Source organism: Dyadobacter frigoris, from assembly GCF_005280585.1.
GTDB classification, from domain to species: Bacteria; Bacteroidota; Bacteroidia; order Cytophagales; family Spirosomataceae; genus Dyadobacter; species Dyadobacter frigoris.
Window position 1 is genome coordinate 16133 of the sequence record NZ_SZVO01000011.1, and the last position, 26167, is coordinate 42299.

The 26167-nt window shown below is 40.0% G+C and carries 17 protein-coding genes; 12 read left to right on the forward strand and 5 right to left on the reverse strand.

Translation table 11 applies throughout. From position 1 onward, the window contains the following. Positions 1-3: 3 nt before the first annotated feature. Together FDK13_RS22035 and uvrA are read right to left on the reverse strand one after the other, a co-directional pair. Positions 4-261, reverse strand: a complete 258-nt coding sequence (locus FDK13_RS22035) for a DUF6364 family protein (RefSeq protein ID WP_137342189.1) — start codon at positions 259-261, stop codon at positions 4-6. Between the two features lie 131 nt (positions 262-392). Then, positions 393-3248 carry an excinuclease ABC subunit UvrA gene (uvrA, locus tag FDK13_RS22040; RefSeq protein ID WP_137342190.1) on the reverse strand — a complete coding sequence of 952 codons (2856 nt, stop codon included), beginning with the start codon at positions 3246-3248 and terminating at the stop codon, positions 393-395. 317 nt (positions 3249-3565) lie between these two features. On the opposite strand from uvrA, the gene FDK13_RS22045 reads away from it, so the two are divergent. The 3 genes from FDK13_RS22045 (at position 3566) to FDK13_RS35525 (ending at position 8902) form a co-directional block, all read left to right on the forward strand. After that, the gene (locus tag FDK13_RS22045; protein ID WP_137342191.1) at positions 3566-6883 is read left to right on the forward strand and encodes a SusC/RagA family TonB-linked outer membrane protein; all 3318 of its coding nucleotides are present in this window, start codon (positions 3566-3568) and stop codon (positions 6881-6883) included. 37 nt (positions 6884-6920) lie between these two features. Next, positions 6921-8639 carry a RagB/SusD family nutrient uptake outer membrane protein gene (locus FDK13_RS22050; protein ID WP_137342192.1) on the forward strand — a complete coding sequence of 573 codons (1719 nt, stop codon included), beginning with the start codon at positions 6921-6923 and terminating at the stop codon, positions 8637-8639. Between the two features lie 95 nt (positions 8640-8734). After that, positions 8735-8902: a hypothetical protein gene (locus FDK13_RS35525; protein WP_170982877.1), complete on the forward strand. Its 168-nt coding sequence runs from the start codon at positions 8735-8737 to the stop codon at positions 8900-8902. A gap of 14 nt (positions 8903-8916) precedes the next feature. Here the strand turns inward: FDK13_RS35525 and mazG are convergent, their stop codons facing one another. Beyond that, on the reverse strand, positions 8917-9750 hold the full coding sequence (gene mazG / locus FDK13_RS22055; RefSeq protein ID WP_137342193.1) for a nucleoside triphosphate pyrophosphohydrolase: 834 nt from the start codon (positions 9748-9750) through the stop codon (positions 8917-8919). Between the two features lie 145 nt (positions 9751-9895). On the opposite strand from mazG, the gene FDK13_RS22060 reads away from it, so the two are divergent. Then, positions 9896-11743: an ABC transporter ATP-binding protein gene (locus FDK13_RS22060; protein ID WP_229216158.1), complete on the forward strand. Its 1848-nt coding sequence runs from the start codon at positions 9896-9898 to the stop codon at positions 11741-11743. Here the strand turns inward: FDK13_RS22060 and FDK13_RS22065 are convergent, their stop codons facing one another. After that, positions 11744-12214, reverse strand: coding sequence for a PaaI family thioesterase (locus tag FDK13_RS22065; RefSeq protein ID WP_229216160.1), 471 nt, complete (start codon positions 12212-12214; stop codon positions 11744-11746). 171 nt (positions 12215-12385) lie between these two features. Here FDK13_RS22065 and FDK13_RS22070 point away from each other — a divergent pair, with 171 nt between their 5' ends. The 8 genes from FDK13_RS22070 to FDK13_RS22105 all read left to right on the forward strand — a co-directional run bounded on the left by FDK13_RS22070 (position 12386) and on the right by FDK13_RS22105 (position 24824). Further along, positions 12386-13180 (forward strand): phosphosulfolactate synthase, encoded by a 795-nt coding sequence (locus FDK13_RS22070; protein WP_137342194.1) that lies wholly within the window; start codon positions 12386-12388, stop codon positions 13178-13180. Between the two features lie 52 nt (positions 13181-13232). Beyond that, positions 13233-13889 carry a DedA family protein gene (locus FDK13_RS22075; protein ID WP_137342195.1) on the forward strand — a complete coding sequence of 219 codons (657 nt, stop codon included), beginning with the start codon at positions 13233-13235 and terminating at the stop codon, positions 13887-13889. Between the two features lie 234 nt (positions 13890-14123). Then, positions 14124-14678, forward strand: a complete 555-nt coding sequence (locus FDK13_RS22080; protein ID WP_137342196.1) for an RNA polymerase sigma factor — start codon at positions 14124-14126, stop codon at positions 14676-14678. Next, on the forward strand, positions 14654-15703 hold the full coding sequence (locus FDK13_RS22085) for a FecR family protein (RefSeq protein WP_170982878.1): 1050 nt from the start codon (positions 14654-14656) through the stop codon (positions 15701-15703). Before FDK13_RS22080 ends, FDK13_RS22085 begins: the two co-directional genes overlap by 25 nt. A 121-nt stretch (positions 15704-15824) precedes the next feature. After that, on the forward strand, positions 15825-19262 hold the full coding sequence (locus FDK13_RS22090) for a TonB-dependent receptor (protein WP_137342198.1): 3438 nt from the start codon (positions 15825-15827) through the stop codon (positions 19260-19262). Positions 19263-19272: 10 nt separating this feature from the next. Then, entirely contained in the window at positions 19273-20715 is a 1443-nt protein-coding gene (locus tag FDK13_RS22095; RefSeq protein ID WP_137342199.1) for a RagB/SusD family nutrient uptake outer membrane protein, read from the forward strand. Between the two features lie 135 nt (positions 20716-20850). Then, on the forward strand, positions 20851-21273 hold the full coding sequence (locus tag FDK13_RS22100; RefSeq protein WP_137342200.1) for a hypothetical protein: 423 nt from the start codon (positions 20851-20853) through the stop codon (positions 21271-21273). Further along, positions 21270-24824, forward strand: a complete 3555-nt coding sequence (locus FDK13_RS22105; RefSeq protein ID WP_137342201.1) for a VCBS repeat-containing protein — start codon at positions 21270-21272, stop codon at positions 24822-24824. The genes FDK13_RS22100 and FDK13_RS22105 overlap by 4 nt, the downstream gene beginning before the upstream one ends. A 7-nt stretch (positions 24825-24831) precedes the next feature. Here FDK13_RS22105 and FDK13_RS22110 read toward each other — a convergent pair whose 3' ends face one another. Continuing rightward, positions 24832-26148 carry a transporter associated domain-containing protein gene (locus tag FDK13_RS22110; RefSeq protein WP_137342202.1) on the reverse strand — a complete coding sequence of 439 codons (1317 nt, stop codon included), beginning with the start codon at positions 26146-26148 and terminating at the stop codon, positions 24832-24834. Positions 26149-26167: the final 19 nt, after the last annotated feature.

Here is a 26167-nt window from a genome sequence, read left to right on the forward strand (position 1 = left end):
CTTTCACTTATATTTTTCTTCCAAATGAGACCGATACTCCTTTTTATCATCAAAATCAGGTGGCAATTTTGATCCTGATGACATACTTTTTACAAAGGGGGTTATTTCAATTTCTTCAATATTGTCTGTATCGCCTATTCCCGTTAAGGATTGTAAATAGGATTCTATAATTGCAGATAAACTTCGTTTATGAGAACTAGCGTATTCCTTTGCCTTCTCAATAACATTTTTATCCAGCTTTAAGATTAATTTCGTATCCATATTATTATAAAGTTATACCTGCAATATAACAAATTAGCAAATAAAAAGCAGCCAGAACTGAGCACAACTACCCAAAACCCGACTGCTTAATCAATAGCTAAGTCCTAACCGCTAATAACTTACGCCTAAACCTATCCCTTCAATTCCTCTTTCAGGAAAAATCCGGTATAACTACCTTTTACTTTCGAAACTTTTTCAGGTGTTCCCTCGGCAATAATTTTTCCTCCAAGCGCACCACCTTCCGGCCCAAGATCAATTACATAATCAGAAACTTTGACAACGTCCAGATTATGTTCAATGATCAAAACCGTATTTCCTTTTTCAACCAGTTTGTCAAGAACGACCAGAAGATGTTTTATATCCTGGAAATGCAGACCGGTTGTAGGCTCATCCAGAATGTAAAGTGTTTTTCCTGTATCACGTTTTGATAATTCTTCAGACAATTTCACACGTTGCGCTTCACCACCGGAAAGCGTTGTAGCATGTTGTCCAAGTGTAATATAGCCCAAACCTACGTCAAAAAGTGTTTGTACTTTTCTCAAAATCCGGGGCTGGTTTTCAAAGAAATCCAGAGCGGTTTCAACCGTCATATCCAGAATATCTGCTACCGATTTTCCTTTAAATCGAACTTCCAGCGTTTCACGGTTAAAGCGTTTTCCTTTGCAGGTTTCACAATTCACATGCACATCCGGCAGAAAATCCATTTCAATCCGCTTCATTCCTGCGCCTTCACAATCCTCACATCTTCCTCCTTTTACATTGAAAGAAAAACGTCCGGGTTTGTAACCACGGATTTTCGCTTCCGGTAATTCTGCGAAAAGCGTCCGGATATCGGTAAAAAGATTGGTATAAGTAGCCGGATTAGAACGTGGCGTCCGCCCGATCGGTGACTGGTCAACTTCAATAACTTTATCAATATGTTCCAAACCTTCAATGGATTTATAAGCAAGCGGTTCTCTTCTTGACTTATAAAAATGATGGTTTAATAATGGAAAAAGTGTTTCATGAATCAAGGATGATTTCCCGCTTCCACTTACACCGGTAACCGAAATCATCGTGCCCAATGGAAATGCCATGGTCACATTTTTCAGGTTATGGCCCGTACATCCTCTTAATGAAAGATAATTTCCATTGCCTTTTCTACGAACTTTCGGGATTTCAATTTTTTGTCTTCCACTTAAATAATCAGCCGTTGAAGATCCGTTTTTCAGAAATTCTTCAGGCGTTCCGGCGCCTACAACATTTCCACCGTGGCGGCCAGCGCCAGGGCCAATATCCACGATGTAATCCGAAGCGAGCATCATATCCTTATCATGTTCTACTACCAAAACGGTATTTCCAAGATCACGGAGACTTTTCAAAGAATTGATTAGCCTGACATTATCCCTCTGATGAAGTCCGATACTCGGCTCATCCATGATATATAAAACACCGGTAAGCTGCGTTCCGATCTGCGTTGCCAATCTTATTCGTTGTGCTTCACCACCAGAAAGCGTACGAAGCGCACGGTTCAAAGTCAGATAATCAAGCCCTACATCCAATAAGAAACCAACCCTTTTCCTGATCTCTTTCAAAACCTCGTGACCAATAATTCTTTGCCTTTCTTCCAGGCGATCTTCTAATCCTTCCAGCCAATTCGACAAATCACGCACATCACGGTTTGACAGATCTGCTATATCTTTTCCGTCCACTTTGAAATGCAAAGATTCTTTTCTCAAACGCTTGCCATTACATTCCGGGCACGTATTGATTGTCATGAAATCTTTAAGCCAATCCTGGATTTTGTCATTCCCGGTTTCCTGCTGACGTTTCAGGAAATTAATAATTCCGTCGAATTTGGTATCCCATTCCGTTCCCGGATATTTTTTCGAGGGAACCGCCACCGGTTCTTCGCTTCCATAAAACACAACTTTTATCGCTTCTTCCGGGAATTTTTCAAGTGGCGTTGTAAGATTTACTTTAAAAGGTTTCAGCAAAACTTCCAACTGTTTGAAAATCCAGGCTTCCCGATATTCTCCCATCGGTGCAATTCCACCTTTACTGATGGACAATTTGCGATCCGGCATGATGGAATCTTCTGTGATTTCTTCCACCAAACCCAATCCCTGACATGTCGGGCACCAACCATAAGGCGAGTTGAACGAAAAATTATTTGGAGAAGGATCGTCATAACTGATCCCCGATTCCGGATCCATCAGGTTTTGTGAGAAATAATACGTCTCTCCTTTTTCATCCAAAACCATTAACGCACCTTTTCCCTGTTTGATAGCCGTAGCAACAGACTGGCTCAAACGAAAACGAGATTGGGGATCTTCTGATTCTGATTTTGGCACGACCCTGTCCACAACAATCTCAATATCGTGAACCTTGTAACGATCTAGCTGCATTTTCGGAACAATATCCTGAACTTCTCCATCCACACGCACTTTGGTATAGCCAAGCCGCGCAATCTGAACAAAAAGCTCACGGTAATGTCCTTTTCTCCCTTTGACTGCCGGGGCCAAAAGAATCGTTTTTTGTCCTAAAAACTGAGTCATCAGCTGGTTCACAATCTGATCCTGTGATTGTTTCACCATTCTCCTGCCCGTTACATAAGAATACGCTTCTCCCGCTCTTGCATATAATAACCTCAGGAAGTCATAAATTTCTGTAACTGTTCCAACTGTTGAACGTGGATTCCGCGAAGTTGTCTTTTGTTCAATACTGATAACCGGCGACAATCCACTGATTTTATCTACATCCGGCCGCTCCATTTCTCCGATAAAACCACGGGCGTAAGCTGAAAAACTTTCCATGTAACGCCTTTGCCCCTCAGCATATATAGTATCAAAAGCCAGGGAGGATTTACCGCTGCCGCTGATACCTGTTACCACCACCAGTTTGTTCCGTGGAATGCTGACATCGATATTTTTCAAATTATGCTCACGGGCGCCCTGTACTTCTATCAGGTCCTGCTCTGCGAGTTCAATTCCGTTCAATTGTTTCAAAATGATCCTGTTGATTTATATCCGTGTAATGCTCTCAATAGATAACCACAAAAGTACATGTTGAGTTGCAAAAACGCTCCTGATTATTCATATGCTTTTACATATTTCGAATTGTGTGAAAGCCAGATTTCGGGCGCTGTGCAAACGTTTGCGTATTGAATATTTATAATAAAATACAATCATGTAACCAATTATATATTATTATTATTTATAAAAATAATACCTTACGTATAGCATATTATTACAAACAATCCGTACTTTTAATATTATCTTGACAATAACTAATACTTTTTTAACATTTAACAAAATCCCCATTTATGAAACAAAATTTACGATTCCTATTTCTTACTGTTACCTTATTGCTTCTGGCAATTTTTAGCAGCATTGAAGCATCTGCCCAGGACAAACGCGTCACGGGCAAAGTTGTTTCCTCCACAGACAATATTGGCTTACCCGGTGTTAATGTAACGGTAAAAGGAACAACTACCGGTACCGTAACAGATGCCGACGGAAAATATGCGATTGATTTAAAAACTTCCGGTGCCATACTTGTATATTCTTCTATTGGTTTTGGCAAACAAGAAATTGTTGTAGGCACAAAATCTGTTGTTGATGTCAGCTTAGTTGATGACATTAAAAACCTGAGCGAAGTAGTTGTAACCGGTTATGGGTCGCAATCTAAAAAGGAAATTACGGGCGCAGTAGCAACCTTGGATGCTAAACAATTATTAAGTACACCATCAACTAACCTTGGGCAGGCATTGCAAGGAAAAGTGCCGGGTGTGGTTATTGGTAATGAAAACAGCCCTGGCGGTGGTGTTTCAGTACGTATTCGTGGATTTGGAACAATCAATGACAACTCACCCCTATATGTTGTTGATGGAGTTCCAACAAAAGGTGTTGGGGCAAATGGTGTGTCCAATACTTTGAACACGCTGAACCTTAATGATATAGAATCCATGCAGATTTTGAAAGATGCATCTGCAGCTTCTATTTATGGATCACGTGCTGGTAATGGTGTTGTTATCATTACTACAAAAAGAGGGAAAGTTGGGAAACCGGTTTTTACTTATGACACTTATTACGGAACACAACGTCCTGGAAAATTACTGAGCATGTTGAACACACAACAATATGCAGACCTAACCTGGGAAGCAAGAACGAATACAATTAACCAGGCAAAAATGGTTGACGGTGCATTTCCGGCAGGAACATCATTAACATATCCGACTCACGCACAGTTTGGTAATGGAGCTACGCCTAAAATTCCGGATTACATTTTTCCTTCGGGAACTTATGAAGGTGATCCAAAAGTGGCAAAGGATGCCAACGGTAATTATGTTAATTACACCACAGACGTAAATTCAGCTGATTTTAACAAAACAAAATGGCTGATTACCAAAGCAAATAAAGAAGGAACAAACTGGTTGAAAGAAATTTATCAGCCAGCACCAATCCAGAATCACCAGATCGGTGTTTCCGGTGGAACGGAAAGTGGTCGTTATGCCATGTCGTTGAATTATTTCAACCAACAAGGTATTATGATCAATACAAGTTTTAAACGTTATACTTTACGTTCCAACACAGAATTTAACGTCAATAAGCGAATCAGAGTAGGACAGAATTTCCAGGTTGGTTATGCTTCGAGAGTTGGCCAGCCAAACGGAAACAGCAACGAAAGCAATCCTACTACTTTTGCTTACCGTGTACCGCCTATCGTTCCTGTTTATGATGTTGCCGGAAATTTTGCAGGAACACGTGGTACCGACGTCGATAACTCGGTTAACCCTGTATCTCTATTGGTTAGAAACAAGGATAATCGTCAAAACGAAGTTCGTTTGTTTGGTAATGCCTATGCAGAGATTGATATCCTTAAAAATCTTACGGCAAAATCAAGCTTTGGTATTGATTATAACCTGTACAATTATCGTAACTACACGCCAAGAGATATTGAATCTGCGGAAGCGAGAAGTACACAGAGTTTAACGACGACCAATAACTACGAATGGACCTGGACATGGTATAACACTTTGACTTATAACATTGTGTTAAACAATCTGCACAAATTCAACATTATTGCCGGTACTGAGTCTATCAAAAATTATTACGAAAACTTTGACGCGACACGTACAAATTTCCTGGTTGATGGATTGGATAATCGTTACTTAAGCGCAGGAACAGGTGTTCAGACAAACAACGGAGGTGCTGCCAACTGGAGACTTGCATCAGAATTTGCACGCGCAAGCTATGGCTTAAAAGGCAGATATTTATTTGATGCAACTGTTCGTCGTGACCGTTCTTCAAGATTTGCTGCTGCTAACCGTGTTGCCTATTTCCCTGCTGTAAGTGGTGGCTGGGTTTTATCTGAAGAAAATTTCGCAAAATCATCGGCTACATGGTTGTCTTATGCCAAACTTAGAGTTGGCTGGGGACAAACAGGTAATCAGGAAATCGGGAATTATAACTCCTTTACACAATATGCTACAAACCCAGCTTTATCTTTCTATGACTTGAACGGTGCAAAAACTTCTGCTGTTCCGGGATATGAACTGGTGCAATTTGGTAATGTAAAAGCAAAATGGGAAACTACAACTTCTACCAACATAGGTTTGGATGCTGCTTTTTTCAAAGGAAAATTTGACCTGGCCTTAGACTGGTACACACGTACAACATCCGATATGTTGTTTCCGGTATCTCCTCCTTTAACAGCTGGTGTGGCTGCTGCGCCTTTCCAAAATATCGGTTCTATGAGAAACCGTGGTGTTGATCTTGGTTTAAATTATCATGGAGCAACGCTTGGCGGAGATCTTACTTATACGATCGGAGCCAATGTAAGTACCTACCGTAACCTGGTAACCAAAACAAACGGTGATCCCAATACCCAGTATTTTGGTATCAACGATGAGCGTATCCAGAACTTTGTTGTAACACAACAGAACTTCCCGATCTCATCATTCTTTGGCTATAAACATGACGGTATTTTCCAGACTGATGCAGAAGCAAAAGAAGCTCCTAAAAACAATCTGGGTTCAAATGAAAACAGAGCTGGCCGTTTCAAATTTGTCGATGTAAATGGTGATGGAGTAATTGATACCAAAGATTTGAGCATCATTGGCAATCCTCACCCGAAATTCACTTACGGTCTTAACATTAATGTGAATTACAAAAACTTCGGACTTGCTTTGTTCGGAGCTGGTGTGCAGGGTAATGAAATCTTCAACTACGTAAAATACTGGACCGATTTCCCTACTTTCTTTGGAAACAAAAGTACACGTATGCTGAACGAATCATGGAGACCGGGCAATCCGGGTGCTATCCTTCCTCAGCTGAATTCAAGCGATCAGGTTAGTATTCTTCCTTCTGATTATTATTTGGAAAAAGGTTCTTATTTCCGTTTCAAAAATATTCAGCTGACTTATTCACTGCCAAAAAGTATTGCTTCTAAACTGGGACTGGGACCTTGCCGCATTTATGTTCAGGGCCAGAACCTGATCACTATTACGAAATATTCAGGAATGGATCCAGAGATTAACCTTCGTAACTATGGCGCTGGTAATGACAGGCAAATTGGCGTTGACGGCGGATCATATCCTGCATCAAAACAGTATATCGTTGGACTAAACGTAAGTTTCTAATCACCTGATCTTAGCAAAACTTTAATTTTATAAAGAGATGAAAAAAATTGCCATACTATTCTCGGCCGTTATTCTGGGAATCCTGAGTTCATGTTCAGACTCGTTTCTGGATGTAAGTCCAAAAGCAGCACTTAGCTCAACAACTTTACAAAACAAAATAGGCGTAAATGCTTTGCTGGTAGGGGCGTATGCCCTACTCGATGGCTGGGCAACAGCCGAAGGTGCTTACCGGTCTTACAATGTTGGGGCTGATAACTGGGTGTACGGAAGTGTTGCCTCAGATGATGCACATAAAGGTACCAATGCGGGTGACCAGCCGCCTATATCTTTAATTGAAACAGGAAATATTGCATCTGATAATATCTATTTCCGCGGAAAATGGAGAGGTATGTACGATGGTATCGCCCGTTCAAATGATGTAATTCAAAATTTGGCCAAAGCCACTGATTTTACAGATGCAGAACGCGCTCAAATAACAGCCGAAGCTCGTTTTCTTCGTGGAAATTACCATTTCGAGTTGAAGAAAATGTATAACATGGTGCCTTACATCGACGATAAAACATACGATCCCAACAATCTGGAAAGTACTAAATTGCCGAACAGCACAGATATTTATCCAAACATTGAAGCAGATTTGAAAGCAGCTTATGATGTTTTGCCAACTTCACAATCTCAGCCAGGCCGCCCTACAAAATGGGCTGCGGGTGCGCTGTTGTCCAAAGTATATCTGTTCCAGAAAAAATATGCAGAAGCAAAAACAATTCTGGAAGCGATTGTTGCAAGCGGGAAATACAGTCTTATGGCAAAATACCACGACAATTTCCAGGCTAGTACAAACAACAATGCAGAATCAATTTTTGAAGTAGAATATTCAGTGAACGACGGTGCTGCCGGTGGAGAAAACGGTAATATCGGATCGACATTGAATTATCCATATGGTGGTGGTGCATTTACAACCTGCTGCGGATTTTTCCAGCCTTCTAATAATCTGGTTAATGCTTTCAAAACGGATGCAAACGGATTGCCGTTATTAGATACTTACGACAATTCTGATATTCCAAACGATCAGGGAATTGAATCAACGGCGCCGTTTACACCTTATACAGGACCACTTGATCCTCGTTTGGACTGGACAGTTGGCCGTCGTGGCATTCCATATCTTGACTGGGGCGTTCATCCTGGGAAAGCCTATGTTAGAGATCAAACATACGGAGGCCCTTATTCTCCGAAGAAACACGTTTCAGCCAAAGCTGATCCTTCGTTCGCTTCCAATAACCGCTTAAATGCCAATAACTTCCGTATGATACGTTATGCGCAGGTATTACTGTGGCTTGCTGAAATTGAAACGGAAATAGGTAGCCTTGACAAAGCAAGAGCCTATGTAAACCAGATTCGTGCAAGAGCTGCAAGACCGGAAGGTTTTGTAAAAAATGCTGACGGAACAGCTGCTGCTAATTATGTAATCAAAGAGTACAGCACCACTTGGCCAGATCAGGCATATGCCCGTAAAGCTGTCAGATTTGAAGAACGTCTTGAACTTGGAATGGAAGGCAACAGACGCTATGACCTTGTTCGCTGGGGAATTGCTGCCGAGACAATGAATGCTTACTATCTGGTTGAAGGTACCAAACGTGCCTATCTGAAAGGATCTCAGTTTGTAAAAGGAAAGCATGAATATTTCCCGATCCCGATTCAGGAAATATTAAACAGCCAGGTAGGCGGAAAACCTACTTTGACGCAAAATAGTGGATATTAGAACATCAGGTTGAATTTAACAATAAAAGAGCCGATTCATTTGAGTCGGCTTTTTATTGTTAAATTTGTATCGAAATATTAAAAAGCAGATATAATATGACACTGAAAAACGAAAGCGAGTATGAAAAAGCTTCCGAAAGAATTGATGAAATTTTCGGAGCAAAACCAGGAACACCAGAGAAAAAAGAACTGGATGAATTGCTGAAAGCAGTAAAAGCTTACGAAGACGATTTTATAAGAATGTTGAAAGAAAATGATATGTAACTGAGCGCGTTCCCTTAAACTTTCAGTGCTTTCGCTTGATTCCAGTACTCATCCATTTCGGTCAAAGTCATTTCCGTCAGCGATTTCCCATCCGCTTTTGACGCCTCTTCCATGTATTGAAAACGGCGGATGAATTTTTTATTGGTACGTTCTAATGCCGTTTCAGGATTGATATCTACAAATCTTGAATAATTAACTAACGAAAATAATAAGTCACCGAATTCCGCTTCTGCTTCTTTTTGATCAATTACTTCTGTCGTTTCAATATCAAAATTTTCCTTAAACTCCTGCAATTCTTCCTCTACCTTTTCCCAAACCTGCTGTTTTTCATCCCAGTCAAATCCTGCTCCACGCGCTTTTTCCTGAATACGCATTGCTTTTACAAGCGCCGGCAAAGACGCGGGAACTCCGGATAAAACAGATTTATTTCCTTCTTTTAATTTCAATTTTTCCCAATTCTGTTTGACCTGTTCTTCGGTATCTGCTTTTGCATCTCCATAAATATGCGGATGGCGTGAAATTAGTTTATCACAAATTCCTGTCAATACATCAGCAATTTCAAACCGTACTCCGGTTTCCGGATTATTTTCGGAAGCGATTTTGGCATAAAAAACAATATGTAAAAGAACGTCTCCCAGCTCCTTTTTTATTTCAGGCAAATCATTTTCCAGAATTGCATCCGACAATTCATACGTTTCTTCGATTGTCAGATGCCTCAAACTTTCCAAAGTTTGTTTACGGTCCCAGGGACATTGTTCCCGTAATTCATCCATGATAGTAAGCAAACGGTCAAATGCCATAAGTTGCTGCTGACGGCTTTCGGGCAAATCGATGAAGTTTTTTTCCATAATTCAAAGGTAAGGTTTCAGCGTTTAAAACATAATAAATTGAGTAAAGTCTCTATGCGAAGATCTTAAAACGATGAGGTCAAAATCAGCGAACTTTTTTCTGATTAAAACGATTAATTGAGTATCACCAACTTAATAATATCTATTGAAGAAAATCCCTGCTACTGAATCTTTTAAATCAATTTCCTCGTCTTCACAATCTTTTAAAAAGCGATTTTCTGCTTTACAAAATCTCCCACGCTTTTTCCAACTTGTCTGGGAAACAAACAAATTACTGACCCTGGGAAATATTTTTTTCCGGCTTATCAAATCCGCTCTTCCTTTATTGATGCTTTACATTGGTAAAGAAATCATTGATGAAGTTGTCAGATTGATTAATAATGACAGCGATTCCCATAATTATTTGTGGCTGCTTGTTGGTGCCGAACTTGCATTAACTATAATTTCAGATCTATTAAACCGCTGTATCAATTTATTTGACAGTTTACTTGGAGATCTGGTCGCCAATAAAACCTCTGTTGATCTTGTCCATCACGCGGCAAAACTGGATTTATATCAGTTTGAAAATCCTGTTTTTTATGACAAACTGGAACGCGCCCGTCGCCAAACTTCCGGCAGAACCGTATTGCTTTCTCAAACATTGGCGCAAATTCAGGATATTCTAACGCTGCTTTCTCTGGGTGCAGGTTTGATCGTTTTCAATCCCTGGCTGATACTTATTCTCATTATTGCCGTTATCCCATCCTTTTTAGGAGAAACACATTTTAACGAAAAAACATATTCACTTACGAGAAGCTGGACACCTGAAAGAAGAGAACTGGATTATTTACGCTACCTCGGGTCAAGTGCCGAAACGGCGAAGGAAGTCAAGGTTTTCGGTCTGGAAAATTATCTGGCGAAACGTTTTAAGGAACTTTCAGAAGAATACTATCTCGCCAATCGTAAAATTTCTATTAGTCGGGCGAGTTGGGGATATTTTTTATCGGCCATTGGAACGTTGGCTTATTATGCCGCTTACTTTTTTGTATTAATGCAAACATTGAGCGGGTTGATTACGATAGGAACCATGACTTTTCTTTCCGGTTCTTTTCAAAGAATGCACGGAATGCTCCAAAGTATCATGAGCAGGTTTTCCGGCATTGCAGAAAACGCACTTTATCTGAAAGATCTTTTTGAGTTTTTTGAAATTGAACCAACAATTCTGGCCAACGAAAACGGTAATTTAATTCCGCGGCCTATCCAAAAGGGAATAACTTTTGAAAATGTCAGTTTTAAATATCCTGACAATGATTTCTGGGCGATAAGAAATCTTTCTTTTACTTTAAATCCAGGAGAAAAACTGGCGCTTGTTGGAGAAAACGGTGCAGGGAAAACCACTTTGGTAAAACTTCTTGCCTGTTTGTACAAACCCACAGAAGGCCGGATTTTAATTGACGGAATTGACATTTTAGATTACCAGCTGGCTGATCTCCGGGCCAACATTGGCATTATTTTCCAGGATTATATCCGATACGAAATGACGGTTTCCGACAACATTGCGGTTGGAGACATTGAAAATATTGATAATAAAGAAGCGATTCAAATTGCATCAGAAATGAGTATGGCCAATGAATTAATTGCCCAGCTACCGAACGGTTTCGAACAGGTTTTAGGAAAACGGTTTAAGGAAGGAACCGAGCTTTCCGGAGGGCAATGGCAAAAAATCGCTCTGGCACGTGCCTACATGAGAGATGCTCAGCTTATTGTTTTAGACGAACCAACTTCCGCCCTCGATGCCCGCGCCGAACATCAGGTTTTCCAACGCTTCAGTGAGCTGATCCATGGAAAAATGGCGGTACTTATCTCTCACCGATTCTCAACCGTCAGAATGGCTGACCGGATTCTATTCCTTGAAAAAGGGAAACTGATCGAGTTCGGATCACATGACGAGTTACTGAATATCGGCGGAAAATATGCTGAATTATTCCAGTTACAGGCTCAGGGATATTTATAATCAGGATGGAATTCTAAATCCGGTTTGAAGGAGATTACTTGTGCATTTTGCAATAATCACACCTTCGGCGCTGACAATACTTCCTTCTACATGTACAATATTTTTGCCGGTGCGAATTACATTTCCGCTGGCAAAAATTGTTTCTCCAACTTTTGCAGCGTTCAAAAAATCGCAATTCAGGTTAACAGAAACGAAAGCAAATTCTCTTCCCAAAGCATATACCATGGTACCTACTACTTCATCTAAAATCGTAGCTGCAATGCCTCCGTGTAATATTCCCATCGGATTCGACATATCTTTTCTTACAACAAATTCTACTTTCATGTTTCCTTCCTGAATGTCCAGCAGCGTTCCGTTAAGCCATCTGCCAACAGGGGAATGACTTCCCTCCATCGGTTTTCCGATAAAAGTCTGCATATATTCTAAACGGGTTTTGTCGTTAACCTGATCGGGTTTCAAAGATTCCTTCATTTTAAATAATCATTAAGAAAAGTAAATATACAGCGGTATATTATTGGAAAATAGTAATTAACACAGATTTACGCAGAGAATCATGTCAATACTATGGATTTAATTGCTACGTATCAAAGGTAATTGCTACCTTTGCCCGAGTTTTTCGAAGACTTAAAAGAGTATCCAAATATGAATTTTACGTTATCACAGATTCCTTCCCGTTCTGAAAAGCCTCGTGAAAAGGGAATTACGATGGTTATGGATAAAGGGCTTAGTATCAGGGAAACCGAAGATATGATTTCCAGCGCCTCCGGATTTATAGATATCGTAAAGCTGGGATGGGCCACTTCCTATGTTACATCCAATCTGAATGAAAAACTGGCCGTTTATAAAAATGCCGGTATTCCTGTTTATTTCGGCGGAACCTTATTTGAAGCCTTTGTAGTAAGAAATCAGTTTGATGACTTCCGCAAACTTTTGGATAAATATGATCTGAAATTTGCAGAAGTTTCTGACGGATCCGTTGAAATGGCTCAGGATGTAAAATGTGAATATATCCGCAAACTGGCTACGCAGGTAACTGTGTTGTCGGAAGTTGGATCAAAAGATGAAAACAAAATCATTCCACCTTATAAATGGATTCAGCTTATTCAGTCTGAACTGGAAGCTGGTGCGTGGAAAGTAATCGGAGAGGCAAGAGAATCAGGAAATGTAGGACTTTTCAGAGCAAGCGGTGAAGTGCGCCAAGGCTTGGTAGAAGAGATTTTGACACAAATTCCTTTTGAAAAAATGCTTTGGGAAGCACCGCAAAAATCGCAGCAGGTTTGGTTTGTTAAACTTTTAGGATCGAATGTAAACCTGGGGAATATTGCTCCAAGTGAGCTTATTCCTTTGGAGACAATTCGTCTGGGACTGCGTGGAGATACTTTCAATCATTTTTTGAATGCAAAAACGAAAAAAGAATGGAAAATTGATTCAAAATAACTGTTTTAACTCATCTTTCATCTCATAACTTAATTGGTCAAATTTTAAAGCCATGGAATTATTAAAGCAGTTTATTGACTTCTTCCTTCACCTGGATAAGCATTTGTTTGATATTGTACAACAGTATGGTACGCTGACGTATGTTATTCTTTTCCTGATCGTTTTTACAGAAACCGGTCTGGTAATCATGCCACTGCTTCCTGGCGATTCGCTTCTTTTTGCAGCCGGTGCAATTGCGGCTAATGAAGGAACAGGACTTAATGTTTTGCTGATTATTGTGGTATTAATAATCGCTGCGCTTTTGGGTGACAACGTCAATTATTTCATGGGTAAAAAGTTTGGCGGTGTAATAAAAAAACGAGAACGGATTTTATTCCTGAAAAGAGAATATCTTGAAAAGACAGAAGCTTTTTATGAAAAACATGGCGGAAGCACTGTAATTATGGCCCGTTTTATCCCAATCGTCCGCACGGTTGCTCCTTTTGTTGCGGGTGCGGGAAGTATGAATTATTCAAAATATATAGGTTACTGCGTACTTGGAGCCGTTCTTTGGGTTCCATCACTTACTCTGCTTGGCTATTTCTTCGGTAACATGGACATTGTGAAAAAGAATTTCGAACTCGTTATTTTCGGAATTATCGGATTCTCGGTTCTCCCAATGATATTTCAGTTTTTTAAAAGTAAAATGGCAAAACCGAAAACTGCCTAATATCACTTCGGCTTTCGGCAATTAGCCATCGGCTTTTTGTTCAAAATAAAATTCAGGAAAAACCTTCCAATGATTTGGGAGGTTTTTTTTTATGCAGAACCCATCGGCTACTTATATCAGGAAATTTAGAATATATGTCCTACTTCAAAAAAAATTCAAAAAATCTTAAAACTGTTTAGGGGTTTTTAATCTTTGTTTGACCATACCTTTGTATTCCTGAAAGCGGAAACTTTAATGAACAGAATTTTAACTGATGAACAGCTGGTTATAGAACTCAGCGAAGGCAATAAATTTGCCTTTGGGGAGATTTATGACCGGTATTGGTACAAGTTATTTTGTATAGCTTACCATCAAATCGGTACAAAAGAAGAAGCAGAAGAACTGGTTCATGATTTGTTTGAAAGTCTGTGGAACCGCCGTGAACAAAGTAATATCAGGCATCTGAGTTCGTACCTGGTTATTTCAATGAAAAATTTGATTACCAATTTTATCAAGTCACAAATTACGTGGAGGAAGTATAAGGAATACATCATTTTGCAAAAAATGCAGGAAAATGCTTTAACCGAAAACACTGCCGAGTTTACAGATCTTTCACAGGCACTGGACAATGCTTTGAAAAAACTTCCTGAAAAAACGAGCAAAATTTTCCAGCTTAGCCGGTTTGAGAACCAATCGGTAAAGGAAATCGCAAAGGAGCTGAATTTATCAGAAAAAGCTGTTGAATACCATATTACCAAATCGCTCAAAGTTTTAAAAGATCATCTTTGGATCTATCACACGCAAAACTGAAACGAAGACACCAGAAAAAAGAAATGAATCAATTCGATTTTGATATAGTATTGCAAAAATACCTTTCCGGTGAACAATCGCCGGATGAGGAAAAGTTTATAAACGAATATCTGGAAAATAATCCCTTCAACGAGTCGCCTGTTTTTGAGATTGAAAAAGAAAAAATAGGAAAAAGGATTAAGCAAAAACTATATACCGATACAATTCGCGAGCCGGCTTACATTCGTTTTTTACCGTGGATAAAAGGAATTGCAGCTTCAATTTTAATTCTTTTGGGAAGTTGGGGTTTTCTGAAAAAGTCTGAATATTCAGATGTTTTGAAACTTGAAACATTGGGAAACCAGGGCGTTGTTGAGATAAAAAATACTTCAAAAAAACCACAACGGGTTGTTCTTGAAGATGGTAGTATCGTGATTTTGAAAGAGAAAAGCAGCATTAGTTTTCCAGAGCATTTTGGCGACGAACGCAGATTGGTATATCTGCATGGAGAAGCATTTTTTAAGGTAAAAAGAAACCCGGCCAAGCCGTTTGTCGTATCTACTGAAAATCTGGTGACACAAGTTTTGGGAACCAGTTTTACTATTAAGTCTTATGACGATGCCCGTTCCATTGAAGTTCTGGTAGCAACCGGCCGAGTTTCGGTTTATGAAGTGGCAGACAAAGCTTCATCCAATAGCAACGGAGTTATTCTAACCCGAAATCAGAAAATTATTTTTGACAAAAAATCAAAAAAGATGGAATTGGCCATTGTTGAGAATCCGGTTATCAATCGCTCCGAAATACGGGTTGCTTATGGATTTACATTTTTGGAAACGCCGGTTAAAGAAACCTTTTCATTACTTGAAAAAGCTTACGGAATTGATATTGTCATTGAAAATGATGCAGTTGAAGCCTGCAAATTCACCGGTGATCTTACCGATCTTTCTTTGTTTGAACAGCTAGATCTGATCTGTAAATCGCTTAACGCAACTTATGAAAGACGTGGAACAACACTTTTTGTACGTGGAGAAGGATGCTCAAAATAAATGAGCGGGTCAGAAATATACGGAAATACTATAATGCAATTATTACCTGTAAATATCGCTGTTGAAAACCAACGGAATGCTTAATGTTTAAATGTCAATAACCCGGAAAACTTTTTAACCTATGAATAGAAAAATACCCCATGATCGGGTTGTTTATAGTGTAGTAAGTGCTACTGCCAAACAACTGCTGATTTTCATTTTATGCTGTGGAATTTCTACGGCACACACGCTCCGCGGACAGGAATTGCTAAGCAAGGAAATTTCGCTCAAAGTGGAATCTATGGAAATCAAGAAGATCCTTAATCTGATTGAAAAACAGGCTGATGTGAAATTTGTTTACAGCACCAACAGCATTCAGGGAATTCAAAATACTTCACTGAAAGAATTAAAAGGTCCGTTGAACAAAGTACTGGATCAGATTCTTGCGCCTATCAACGTATCTTATGAAGTAGTTGGAACAACCCGGATTTTGCTTCGCAAAAAGGCGTCAGGAACAGCGATACAATCACAAGGAATCATTTTCCCAAACCAGTTAATTGAGCGTAAAGTATCAGGAAAAGTGGTAGATGAAAAAGGGGAAGGTTTGCCGGGCGTGAATATCCTGGTTGTTGGCAGCCAGTCCGGAACTTCAACGAATGAGAAAGGCGAATACCAGTTAACCGTAGGCGACGGCGCAGTAACGTTGAAATTTTCTTTTATCGGTTATGTGAGCCAGGAAATGGTTTCAGATAAAAATAATGTTATCAATATTTCGCTGGCCCCGGATGTAAGCGCACTGAAAGAGGTGGTTGTTGTAGGTTATGGTACTCAGGAAAAGAAAGATGTAACGGGTGCAGTTTCTTCTATTAAGGGAGCTGATTTTCAAAATTTGCCTTCAGGAGGAGCACAACAAGCACTTCAGGGAAGAGCAGCAGGGGTTAATATTGTCAGAAATGGTGGTGCTCCCGGCGACGCTGGTTCGATTCAAATCCGTGGTTTTGGTACTGTCAATAACTCTACTCCTCTTGTTGTAATCGACGGTGTACCTTCGGGAACGATGAACGATGTCAATCCAAACGACATCGAATCGATTGAAATATTAAAAGATGCTTCTGCCTCAGCAATTTATGGAACACGTGCTGCAAATGGTGTAATCATTATCACAACAAAACGCGGAAAATTTGACAATCCGATTAACCTGACTGTTAACGGATATGTTGGTGTTACCAACCGTATCAAAACACTTGATGTTTTAGACGCGCCAACGTTGGCATCCTTAAAAAGAGAAGCGTATACAAATGACGGATTACCGATTCCTGCGATTTGGAACGATGCAAAATATCAAACTCAGTTAACTAACTGGCAGGACGAAATTTTGAAACAAGGCGTTACACAAAATTATGACGCATCGATTCGGGGTGGTGGCAAATATTCATCTTTTTCATTATCAGGTGGTTATTATAATGAAAAAGGAATTATTGGAAAGTCAAATTACAAACGACTGACTTTTCGTATAAATTCGGATCACAAAATTGGTTCGAGAATTAAAATCGGGCAGAATTTCCAGTTTACCAATACACACAATACTTCTCCTGATACGCAGTCTTCTCAAACAGGATTACTTTGGAGCGCAATTCGTTTTCATCCAGGTTTGCCGGTTAAAAATGCAGACGGATCTTACAGCTCAACGCAGGGAATTGGTGCTTTCGGAGATATAAATAATCCAGTTTTCACGATAGATAATCAGGATCAGGACAATATCCGCAATCGTTTTTTAGGAAGTGTAACGGGCGAGTTGGAAATTGTTGAAGGATTAAAACTTCGTGCAAATCTTGCCATGGATGCCACCTTTGGTGAAACCCATTCCTTTGATATTAAAATCAATGATCAGTTCAGGACTAATTCTTACAATCAGTTGAATTTGGGCCATGACAAAAACTGGTCGTTTTTACAGGAATATTTTCTTTCTTATGACAAAAAATTTGGTCAGCATTCCCTTAATGTCGTAGCGGGTTACACTTCCCAAACCTTCAACGACATTTATTCCAATCAGCGCGGGCGTGATTTTGCAAGTGAAGATCCTTCTTTGCGTTATATGCAATACGCAGGAACTATCGTTTCCATTTCTCAAAATGATGGTGGGAACGGCGGCCGCAGTTATGATGCACTTGGCTCTGTTTTCGGGCGAGTTAATTATTCCTTCCGGGATCGTTATTTACTTACTGCAACGGTTCGTAGTGATGGGTCTTCCAAATTTACGCCAGGTAACCAATGGGGTTATTTTCCAGCATTTTCTGCCGGGTGGAGAATTTCAGAAGAATCGTTTTTCAAAAATGCACTTCCCTTTTTCAGCAATTTCAAGCTGACAGGAGGTTGGGGACAATTGGGGAACCAAAACGTTGCTTCTCTGCAATATCTTGCTTTGATCAACTCTTCTTACCGTTATGCATTTGGTAACGGCGGTGTTCAAAATTTCATCTCCGGTGCAGCGCAAAGCAGACTTGCCAATACAAATATTGGTTGGGAAACGGCAGAGATGACTAACTTTGGATTAGAGGCTGGCCTGTTAAAAAACAGTCTTTATTTCTCTGCCAATTATTTTATCAAGGATACAAAGAAGATGCTTTTAGCTCCTCCGGCCGTTGGAACTATCGGAACTGCTACAATTCCTGATCAGAATATAGGTCAGTTAAGAAATAAAGGTTTGGAATTTGAAGCTTCTTATCGTCACTCCATTGGCGGTTTAACACTGAACATAAGCGGTAATGCTACACTTATCCAAAACAAAATTACGAAACTGGCAACTCCGGGAGGATTCCTTGCAACGCAATTATACGGAAGAGGTCAGCAGGAAATCGTCAGAACTTATGAAGGCCATCCCTATGGTACCTTTTATGGTTACAAAACGAATGGAATTTACCAAAATCAGGGAGAAATCGATTCAGATGCTAATATTGCTAATGATTCCCGCAAAACAGACGGTCAAATTAAACCAGGTGATGTCAAATTTCTGGATTTAAATAAGGACGGTGTTGTGGATGATCAGGACAGAACAATCATAGGCAGTCCTCAGCCTAAAATAAATTATGGTTTTTCAGCAGGTGCTAATTTCAAAGGTTTTGACCTGACATTATTCTTTGTTGGTGTTGGTGGATCAAAAATCTATAATGCAGACCGTATGCAGGGACTTGATGCAAGTTATTCTTTCAACTTATATGCGGAAGAACAAAATCGCTGGCATGGAGAAGGCACCAGCAACTCAATCCCGCGGGTAAGTATTGACAACGGAAACCGAAATTACAGACCATCCGATTTATTTGTAGAAAAAGGAGATTTCCTTCGTTTGAAAAATCTGACTCTGGGATATACGGTTCCAAAAACGGTGATAAGCAAACTGAAAATGTCGCAGGCAAGGGTTTATGTAACGGGTCAGAACATTATAACCTTTACTAAATATTCCGGCCTTAATCCTGAGATTGGATATGCCGCGGGCGGACAGAAATACAGCCAGCTTAACGTTGATTACGCTCAATATCCGTTGGCGCGCACCTGGACAATCGGAGCTACTTTATCATTCTAATCTAAACCCTATGAAAAAGATAACGATACTAGCCGGATATATTTTCCTCGCAACGTTTATGAGTTGCCAGCAAGATTTACTCGATACAACCCCTTACGGACAGGTTACTTCCCAGCAATATTGGCGCAATGGCGACGATGTGGTTTCTGCCACGAATGCCATTTACGCTCCGCTACTTAATGAAGACGGATTCGCACATACCGAATATACCTTTGATAACTGCTCGGATGATATGAACCGGGCTGGTGACCATTCGGATGAAACAGCGTTGGAAAATTTCACCTTCGATGCTTCCAATTCACATATTCTGGCAACCTGGTCTACGAAATACGAGGTTATTTCCAGAGCCAATGCGGTATTGATCAACGCGCCGAAAGTGACGATGGATGAAGCTTTGCGCAACCGCAGTCTGGGCGAAGCATATTTCCTGAGGGGTTTTGTCTATTGGAGACTTTCGCTGATCTATGGCGAAGTACCAATCCTTTTGGAAGCTGATGCGCTTGCATTGAATTTCAACAAACCAAAATCAACTTTGGCAGAAGTACGTGCCCAGGCAGAAGCAGATTTCCTGAAAGCTGCAACCTTGCTTCCTGTATCTTACAGCGCAACAGAAGCAGGTCGCGTCACACAAGGCGCTGCATATGGTTTTCTTGCAAAACTTTATATTTATGAAGAAAACTGGGCAAAAGCAATTGAAGCCAGTACAAAAGTTACCGGCAACGCTGCTTATCAATTAGCAACCGGGTATAATCAGAATTTTGAACTCACGACCGAAAATAATACAGAAACATTATTTTCACTTCAATATGAAACAGGCTGGACGACGGACAACTCGCCTGCTTTTTATCATACACCACAAACTTTCGGAGGCTGGGGTTTTCATGAACCTATCCAGGATCTTGTCAGTGAATTTGAAAAAGGTGATCCACGTTTGGCATATTCAATTTTCAGTCCGGGCGATAAGGTAGAAAGAGGTGCTTTGGGAGAAACTGAATTCACGGCTGACATGACGCGTGTAACGGGTTATGCGTTTAAGAAATATTCGCAGTTTACTGCAACCGGTGATATGGATCAGAGTCTGAATGCTGCTTTTCTTCGTTCTGCTGATGTTTATCTTTTAGCGGCAGAAGCAAAAATACGTTCAGGACAAAGCGGCGATACGGAATTGAACCTGGTTAGAAAACGTGCCGGCCTGAAAGCAATTACTGGCGCTACCATGAAAGATATCATGCACGAACGCCGCGTGGAACTTGCTGGTGAAAATGAAAGACACCAGGATTTGATGCGTTGGGATAAAGCTGGACTGATCGATATTTCGGCTCATTATAAAATTGCCCGCGGGCCTTACAAACCAAGTCGTAATTTTGTAAAACCAAAACATTATTATTTCCCGCTTCCACAACGTGAAGTGGATTTGAGTAATGGTGTGTTAATCCAAAATAGCAATTATTAATTGTTAAGGGTTAATTGTTAATGGTTAATGTGGCTCAGGAATGTTCCTGGCCTTTTGAGAAAGAAGTCAACATTGGGCGTGTCCTTTTAAAAGCTGGCTTCTTTCTCTTTTCAAATTGAAATGTTTTAAATTAGCGTGAAAAAAGTTGTTATAGCCTTTCTGTTAATTTTTGTTTTGACGCAATGTGTGTCAAAACAAAAACAGATTCTGGGCACCTGGAAGACGGATTCCATTTCAAATTTTGTTAATGGCCTCACTTATACCAATGATTCGCAGGATGAACATTGGTCGCATTTTGAGTATACCAAAGATGGTGTTGTTTTTGAACGGAGAAAAGAGGAATTCAGAAAGTATAACTACAAAATATTGAAATCTGATTCGCTCGTTTATCTGGATTCAGCCGGTACTTTTTTGAATGGCTACAAAATTCTCAAACTGGACAATGACAAACTTGTGCTGAAAAAGCATCAAAAACCATATCTTCCGGGTAAAAACCAGGAACTGTATGAAGTTCGTTTTTTCTCTAAAATATCAGCCGATAGTACCGCATCCAAATGATTCAAAAACTGATCTTACTTTTCGTTATTAGCAGTGCTCTCTTAACCTGCAAAAAAAAGAATCAGAATAATTTATTTGAATTACTTCCCTCCGGCAAAACCGGAATCAATTTCTCCAATGATCTGAAAGAGGATGAAAAACTCAACATCCTCACCTACGAATATTTTTACAATGGCGGCGGCGTTGGTGTTGGCGACATCAATAACGATGGCTTACAGGATGTTTTCATGGGTGGAAACATGGCTGAAAGTCGTCTCTTTCTTAACAAAGGCAATTTAAAATTTGAGGATATTACCAATACATCAGGAATCACATTGGCTGATAGCTGGTCCCGTGGAATTTCAATGGTCGATATTAACGCCGATGGCTTTTTAGACATTTATGTTTGCCGGGCAGGGCCACGTTTAGTAAATGAAGATTTCACACTTCGTCCAAATTTGCTATACATCAATAAAGGAAATAATACTTTCATTGAAGAAGCGAAAAAGTATGGTCTTGATTATGCTGGCAACACCACCCAAGCAGCTTTCTTCGACTATGACAAAGATGGCGATCTGGATGTTTTTCTGGTGGTAAACGTCATGGAAAGAAAAGGCCCCAATGTAATCCGGCCCAAACGCACAGACGGTTCGGCATTAAGTACCGACAAATTATATCGGAATGACGGAGAAATTAATGGTCAGATAAAGTTTACAAACGTTTCAACAGAAACCAATATTCTTACCGAAGGTTTTGGATTAGGTGTTTCCATTGTCGATATTAATGAAGATGGCTGGCCGGACGTGTATGTTTCCAACGATTATTTGTCGAATGATCTGCTTTATGTTAACCAGCAAAACGGAACCTTCAAAAATGAGATCACTAACTATTTCCGTCATCAAAGTTATTCTGCCATGGGTAACGATGCGACTGATATTGACAACGACGGGCTGGTGGATTTTGTAACGCTGGATATGTTGCCGGAAGGAAACACACGGCGAAAAAACATGTTCGGGTTAATGAATTATGACCGCTTTCTTTCAGAACAACGGATGGGTTATCAGCCACAATTTATGCGTAATACTTTACAGCATAACAATGGAAACCGTCCTGGAACAAACCACCCTTTTTTCAGCGAGATCGGAAGATTTTCAGGCATTCAGGCTACTGATTGGAGTTGGAGCGCGTTGTTTGCTGACTATGATAATGACGGAAAACGGGATTTGATGATCACCAACGGATATCCAAAAGATATAACAAACCGTGATTTTGTGGTTTACAGAATGGCGCAATATCAGGAGCAAATCCAGTCTGGAAATATTAATAATGCGCCAACCGTTCAGGCTCTGAAAGAAGTAGAAGGTGCGCATGTTGCCAATTATTTATTTAAGAATAACGGAGATCTCACCTTTAAAAACCAATCAGAATCCTGGGGTTTTGATACGCCTTCTTTTTCAAACGGTGCTGCATATGCTGATTTGGATAATGACGGCGATCTTGATTTAATTATCAACAATATCGATCACGAAGCTTTTGTCTATAAAAACCACTCAGACAAACTTCCGGATCATCATTATCTGCGCATAAAACTTAACGGAACAAAAGAGAATCCGTATGGTTTTGGAGCCAAAGTGACGCTCTATACTAAAAATGAAAAACAGTTTATCGAACATTCCCCTTACCGGGGTTATCAGTCTACGGTTGAAAACACGCTGCATTTTGGTCTTGGAAAAAATACGAAAGTAGATTCTGTGCGTGTGGTTTGGCCTGATAAAAAAACGCAATTGCTAACAAATATTTCTTCTGATCAGATTTTAAAAATTGATTATAGTAAGGCGACAACAACTCAGGAAATAAAGCATATAATACCAACCCCGATTTTTCAAGAAGTTTCCGAAATTTCGGGAATTCATTATACACATAAAGAAGAATTATATATTGATTTTAAAGTCCAGCCCCTTTTACCGCATTTATTATCTCAAAACGGGCCGGGAATTGCGGTTGGTGATATTAATGGAGATGGCCGTGAAGATTTCTACATTGGTGGCGCTTTCCATCATTCCGGAAGTTTTTTCATTCAAAATGCAAAACAAAAATTTATTGAAAAGCTGTTGACCAAAGAGCAAAAATTTGAAGAAGATATGGGCACGTTGCTTTTTGATGCGGATCTGGACGGTGATCTGGATTTGTACATCGTCAGCGGCAGCAGCGAGTTCCCGATTGATTCAAAATATTACCAGGATCGTCTTTATTTGAACGATGGAAAAGGAAATTTCAAACTGGATCCATCCGCCTTACCTATCAATACAACAAGCGGCTCATCTGTTAACGCAATTGACTTTGATAAAGATGGTGATCTGGATTTATTTATAGGCGGCAGACTTACGCCGGGTCAATATCCAACTTCTCCCAAAAGCTCAATTCTCCGAAATGATCACGGAAAGTTCACTGACATGACAGCACAGATTTGTCCGGAATTGAAAAATATCGGTATGGTTACCACATCACTCTGGACGGATTTTGACAATGACGGTTGGACAGATTTAATCCTTACAGGTGAATGGATGCCGCTGACTTTTTTGAAAAATAAAAATGGAAAGTTGTTTAATATAACTTCTTCGACCGGTTTGACAAATACAAATGGTTGGTGGAATAGCTTAACAGCAGGTGATTTTGATGAAGACGGGGATATGGATTACGTTGCCGGAAATGTAGGATTAAACTCCGAAGAACGTCCATCAGTAACCAGACCGCTTACGATGTTCGCCAAAGATTTTGACAAAAGCGGAACTATGGATCCGGTAATGTTCCGGTATGCAGGCGAGAGCTTATACCCTATTCATCCACGTGACGAAATGACTAGCCAGATGAATTTCCTCAAAAAACGCTTCGTTTATTATGGAGATTATGCCCAAGCAGAAATGAAAGACATTTTCACAAAAGACGAGTTAAAAGACGCCGTCAAACTGAGTTGTGAGCAAATGGAAAGTATTTTTCTTGAAAATCTTGGTAATGGGAAATTTAAAATAAAAGCGTTACCGATAGCTGCGCAATTAGGTCCGGTGTACGGAAGTGTAAGCGGCGATTATAACAATGACGGTCATTTGGACTTACTTTTAACGGGAAACTCTTATGCTCCGGAATCAATCAGCGGGCGGCTGGATGCGTTTAACGGACTACTTCTTACCGGAAATGGGAAAGGTGATTTCTCACCGGTTTCCTCTGCCAAAAGTGGATTTCTGGTGGAGGGTGATGGAAAAGGTTTGGCCGAATTATCCTTGAATAACGGCAGTCGCTTGATTCTTGCAGCTCAAAATAATGATTTGCTCAAAGTTTTTGCTTCTGAAAAGACTGGGAAAGAAACAGTAAAAATTCAACCTTTACCCACCGACAGCCGGGCGGAAATCACTTTGAAAAATGGTAATAAAAGAAGACATGAATGGAATTATGGTTCGGGTTATTTGTCACAATCTTCACGTGTATTAGTAATTCAAAAAGAAAGCTTAGCCGGTATCAAAATTTATAATTCAAAAGGAGCTGTTCGGATAGTTGATATTTCAAAACTCAAATAAACGGTCTCTAACCTACCAGAACTCTTACTTTTTTAATCCTTTTCTTATCGGCCGACTGCACTTTGAAAGTAATATCCCGGTGTGTTGCAATTTCACCCGTTCGAGGCAATCTTGAAAAAAGTTCGAGCAAAAGTCCGGCTAAGGATTCACTGTTTCCACGAACTTCGTCAAAATAATCTGATTCCAGATTCAGGATTCTACATAAATCGTTGATCAAAACCATACCTTCAAAAACATACGTATTTTCATCAACCTTGGTGTAATTCACTTCATCTTCTTCATCGTATTCATCATTAATATCACCAAAAATCTCTTCAATAATATCTTCCAAAGTTATCAAACCACTCGTTCCTCCGTATTCATTGATAACGATAGCCATATGCACACGACGACTTTGGAAGTCTTTCATCAAATCATCCAGTCGCTTGCTTTCCGGAATCAGATAAGGAATACGAAGTAATTTTTGCCAGTTAAAATGTTCGTTATGATGTAAGTGCGGCAATAGATCTTTCACATTCAAAATACCTTCAACGCTATCCAGAGTATCTCTGAAAACCGGAACACGCGAATATCCTGATTTATTGATTTTATCCATTAGTTCATGGAAATTCAATTCGATGTCAAAAGCGTTGATGTTCATACGCGGCTGCATTGCTTTTCTGGCATTGGTTTGCCGGAAATTTGCTAGCCCTCTTAACAAATCGGTTTCTTCTTCGCTTTCCGCTTTTGCTTCCAGTCTTTCAGTGGAAATTTCTGACCCTTCCGGAGTTAAAATTCCAAAAAAGTAGCCAAGTTTTGTAATGGGTTTCGTTAACGGCTCACATACTTTGATGACAAAATGCGTGGTCCCGGCTATTTTGGGAATAAACTCAGCGGCATTTCTGGCTGCATGAAATCTTATAATTACGTCCAGCCAAATCCAGAAAGCCAAAGTTCCCAAGGAAATCCATTGAAAAATAGTTTCCTCATTATTCTGAACTTGCAGCCAGGTGAACCTTGCAGCCAGTAACAAAGCGAGCAATGTTACTCCGCGCTGAATAATAGAAAGTGCTAATTGCTGAATGCGTGTTGGCAGATGTCCGTCGGAAACTCCTTTTCGTTCCCAAGGATTTTCCATCGCGCCGGCTGTTGCGTAAGAGGCTCTGATTCCGGAAAGAAAGAGCGATACAGCCAAGAGTAGGAAGACAAGAATTAATTCGTAAACGGCAAAACGGTCAATGGGTATAACCATCCCTGTTATTAAAGGAAGCGCACTTTTGACGGGATAAAAAATCCCAGTACGCTTTCGGGACAACGGATCGTCACTGTCGGCAGTTTCTTTCACAAAGAGTAAGAAAAGTTCA

Excerpts from the sequence above, each read along its gene's own strand:
- FDK13_RS22035 (WP_137342189.1), bottom strand. The coding sequence starts at position 261 with ATGGATACGAAATTAATCTTAAAGCTGGATAAAAATGTTATTGAGAAG.
- FDK13_RS22045 (WP_137342191.1), top strand. The coding sequence starts at position 3,566 with ATGAAACAAAATTTACGATTCCTATTTCTTACTGTTACCTTATTGCTT.
- FDK13_RS22050 (WP_137342192.1), top strand. The coding sequence starts at position 6,921 with ATGAAAAAAATTGCCATACTATTCTCGGCCGTTATTCTGGGAATCCTG.
- FDK13_RS35525 (WP_170982877.1), top strand. The coding sequence starts at position 8,735 with ATGACACTGAAAAACGAAAGCGAGTATGAAAAAGCTTCCGAAAGAATT.
- mazG (WP_137342193.1), bottom strand. The coding sequence starts at position 9,750 with ATGGAAAAAAACTTCATCGATTTGCCCGAAAGCCGTCAGCAGCAACTT.
- FDK13_RS22065 (WP_229216160.1), bottom strand. The coding sequence starts at position 12,214 with ATGAAGGAATCTTTGAAACCCGATCAGGTTAACGACAAAACCCGTTTA.
- FDK13_RS22070 (WP_137342194.1), top strand. The coding sequence starts at position 12,386 with ATGAATTTTACGTTATCACAGATTCCTTCCCGTTCTGAAAAGCCTCGT.
- FDK13_RS22075 (WP_137342195.1), top strand. The coding sequence starts at position 13,233 with ATGGAATTATTAAAGCAGTTTATTGACTTCTTCCTTCACCTGGATAAG.
- FDK13_RS22080 (WP_137342196.1), top strand. The coding sequence starts at position 14,124 with ATGAACAGAATTTTAACTGATGAACAGCTGGTTATAGAACTCAGCGAA.
- FDK13_RS22090 (WP_137342198.1), top strand. The coding sequence starts at position 15,825 with ATGAATAGAAAAATACCCCATGATCGGGTTGTTTATAGTGTAGTAAGT.
- FDK13_RS22095 (WP_137342199.1), top strand. The coding sequence starts at position 19,273 with ATGAAAAAGATAACGATACTAGCCGGATATATTTTCCTCGCAACGTTT.
- FDK13_RS22105 (WP_137342201.1), top strand. The coding sequence starts at position 21,270 with ATGATTCAAAAACTGATCTTACTTTTCGTTATTAGCAGTGCTCTCTTA.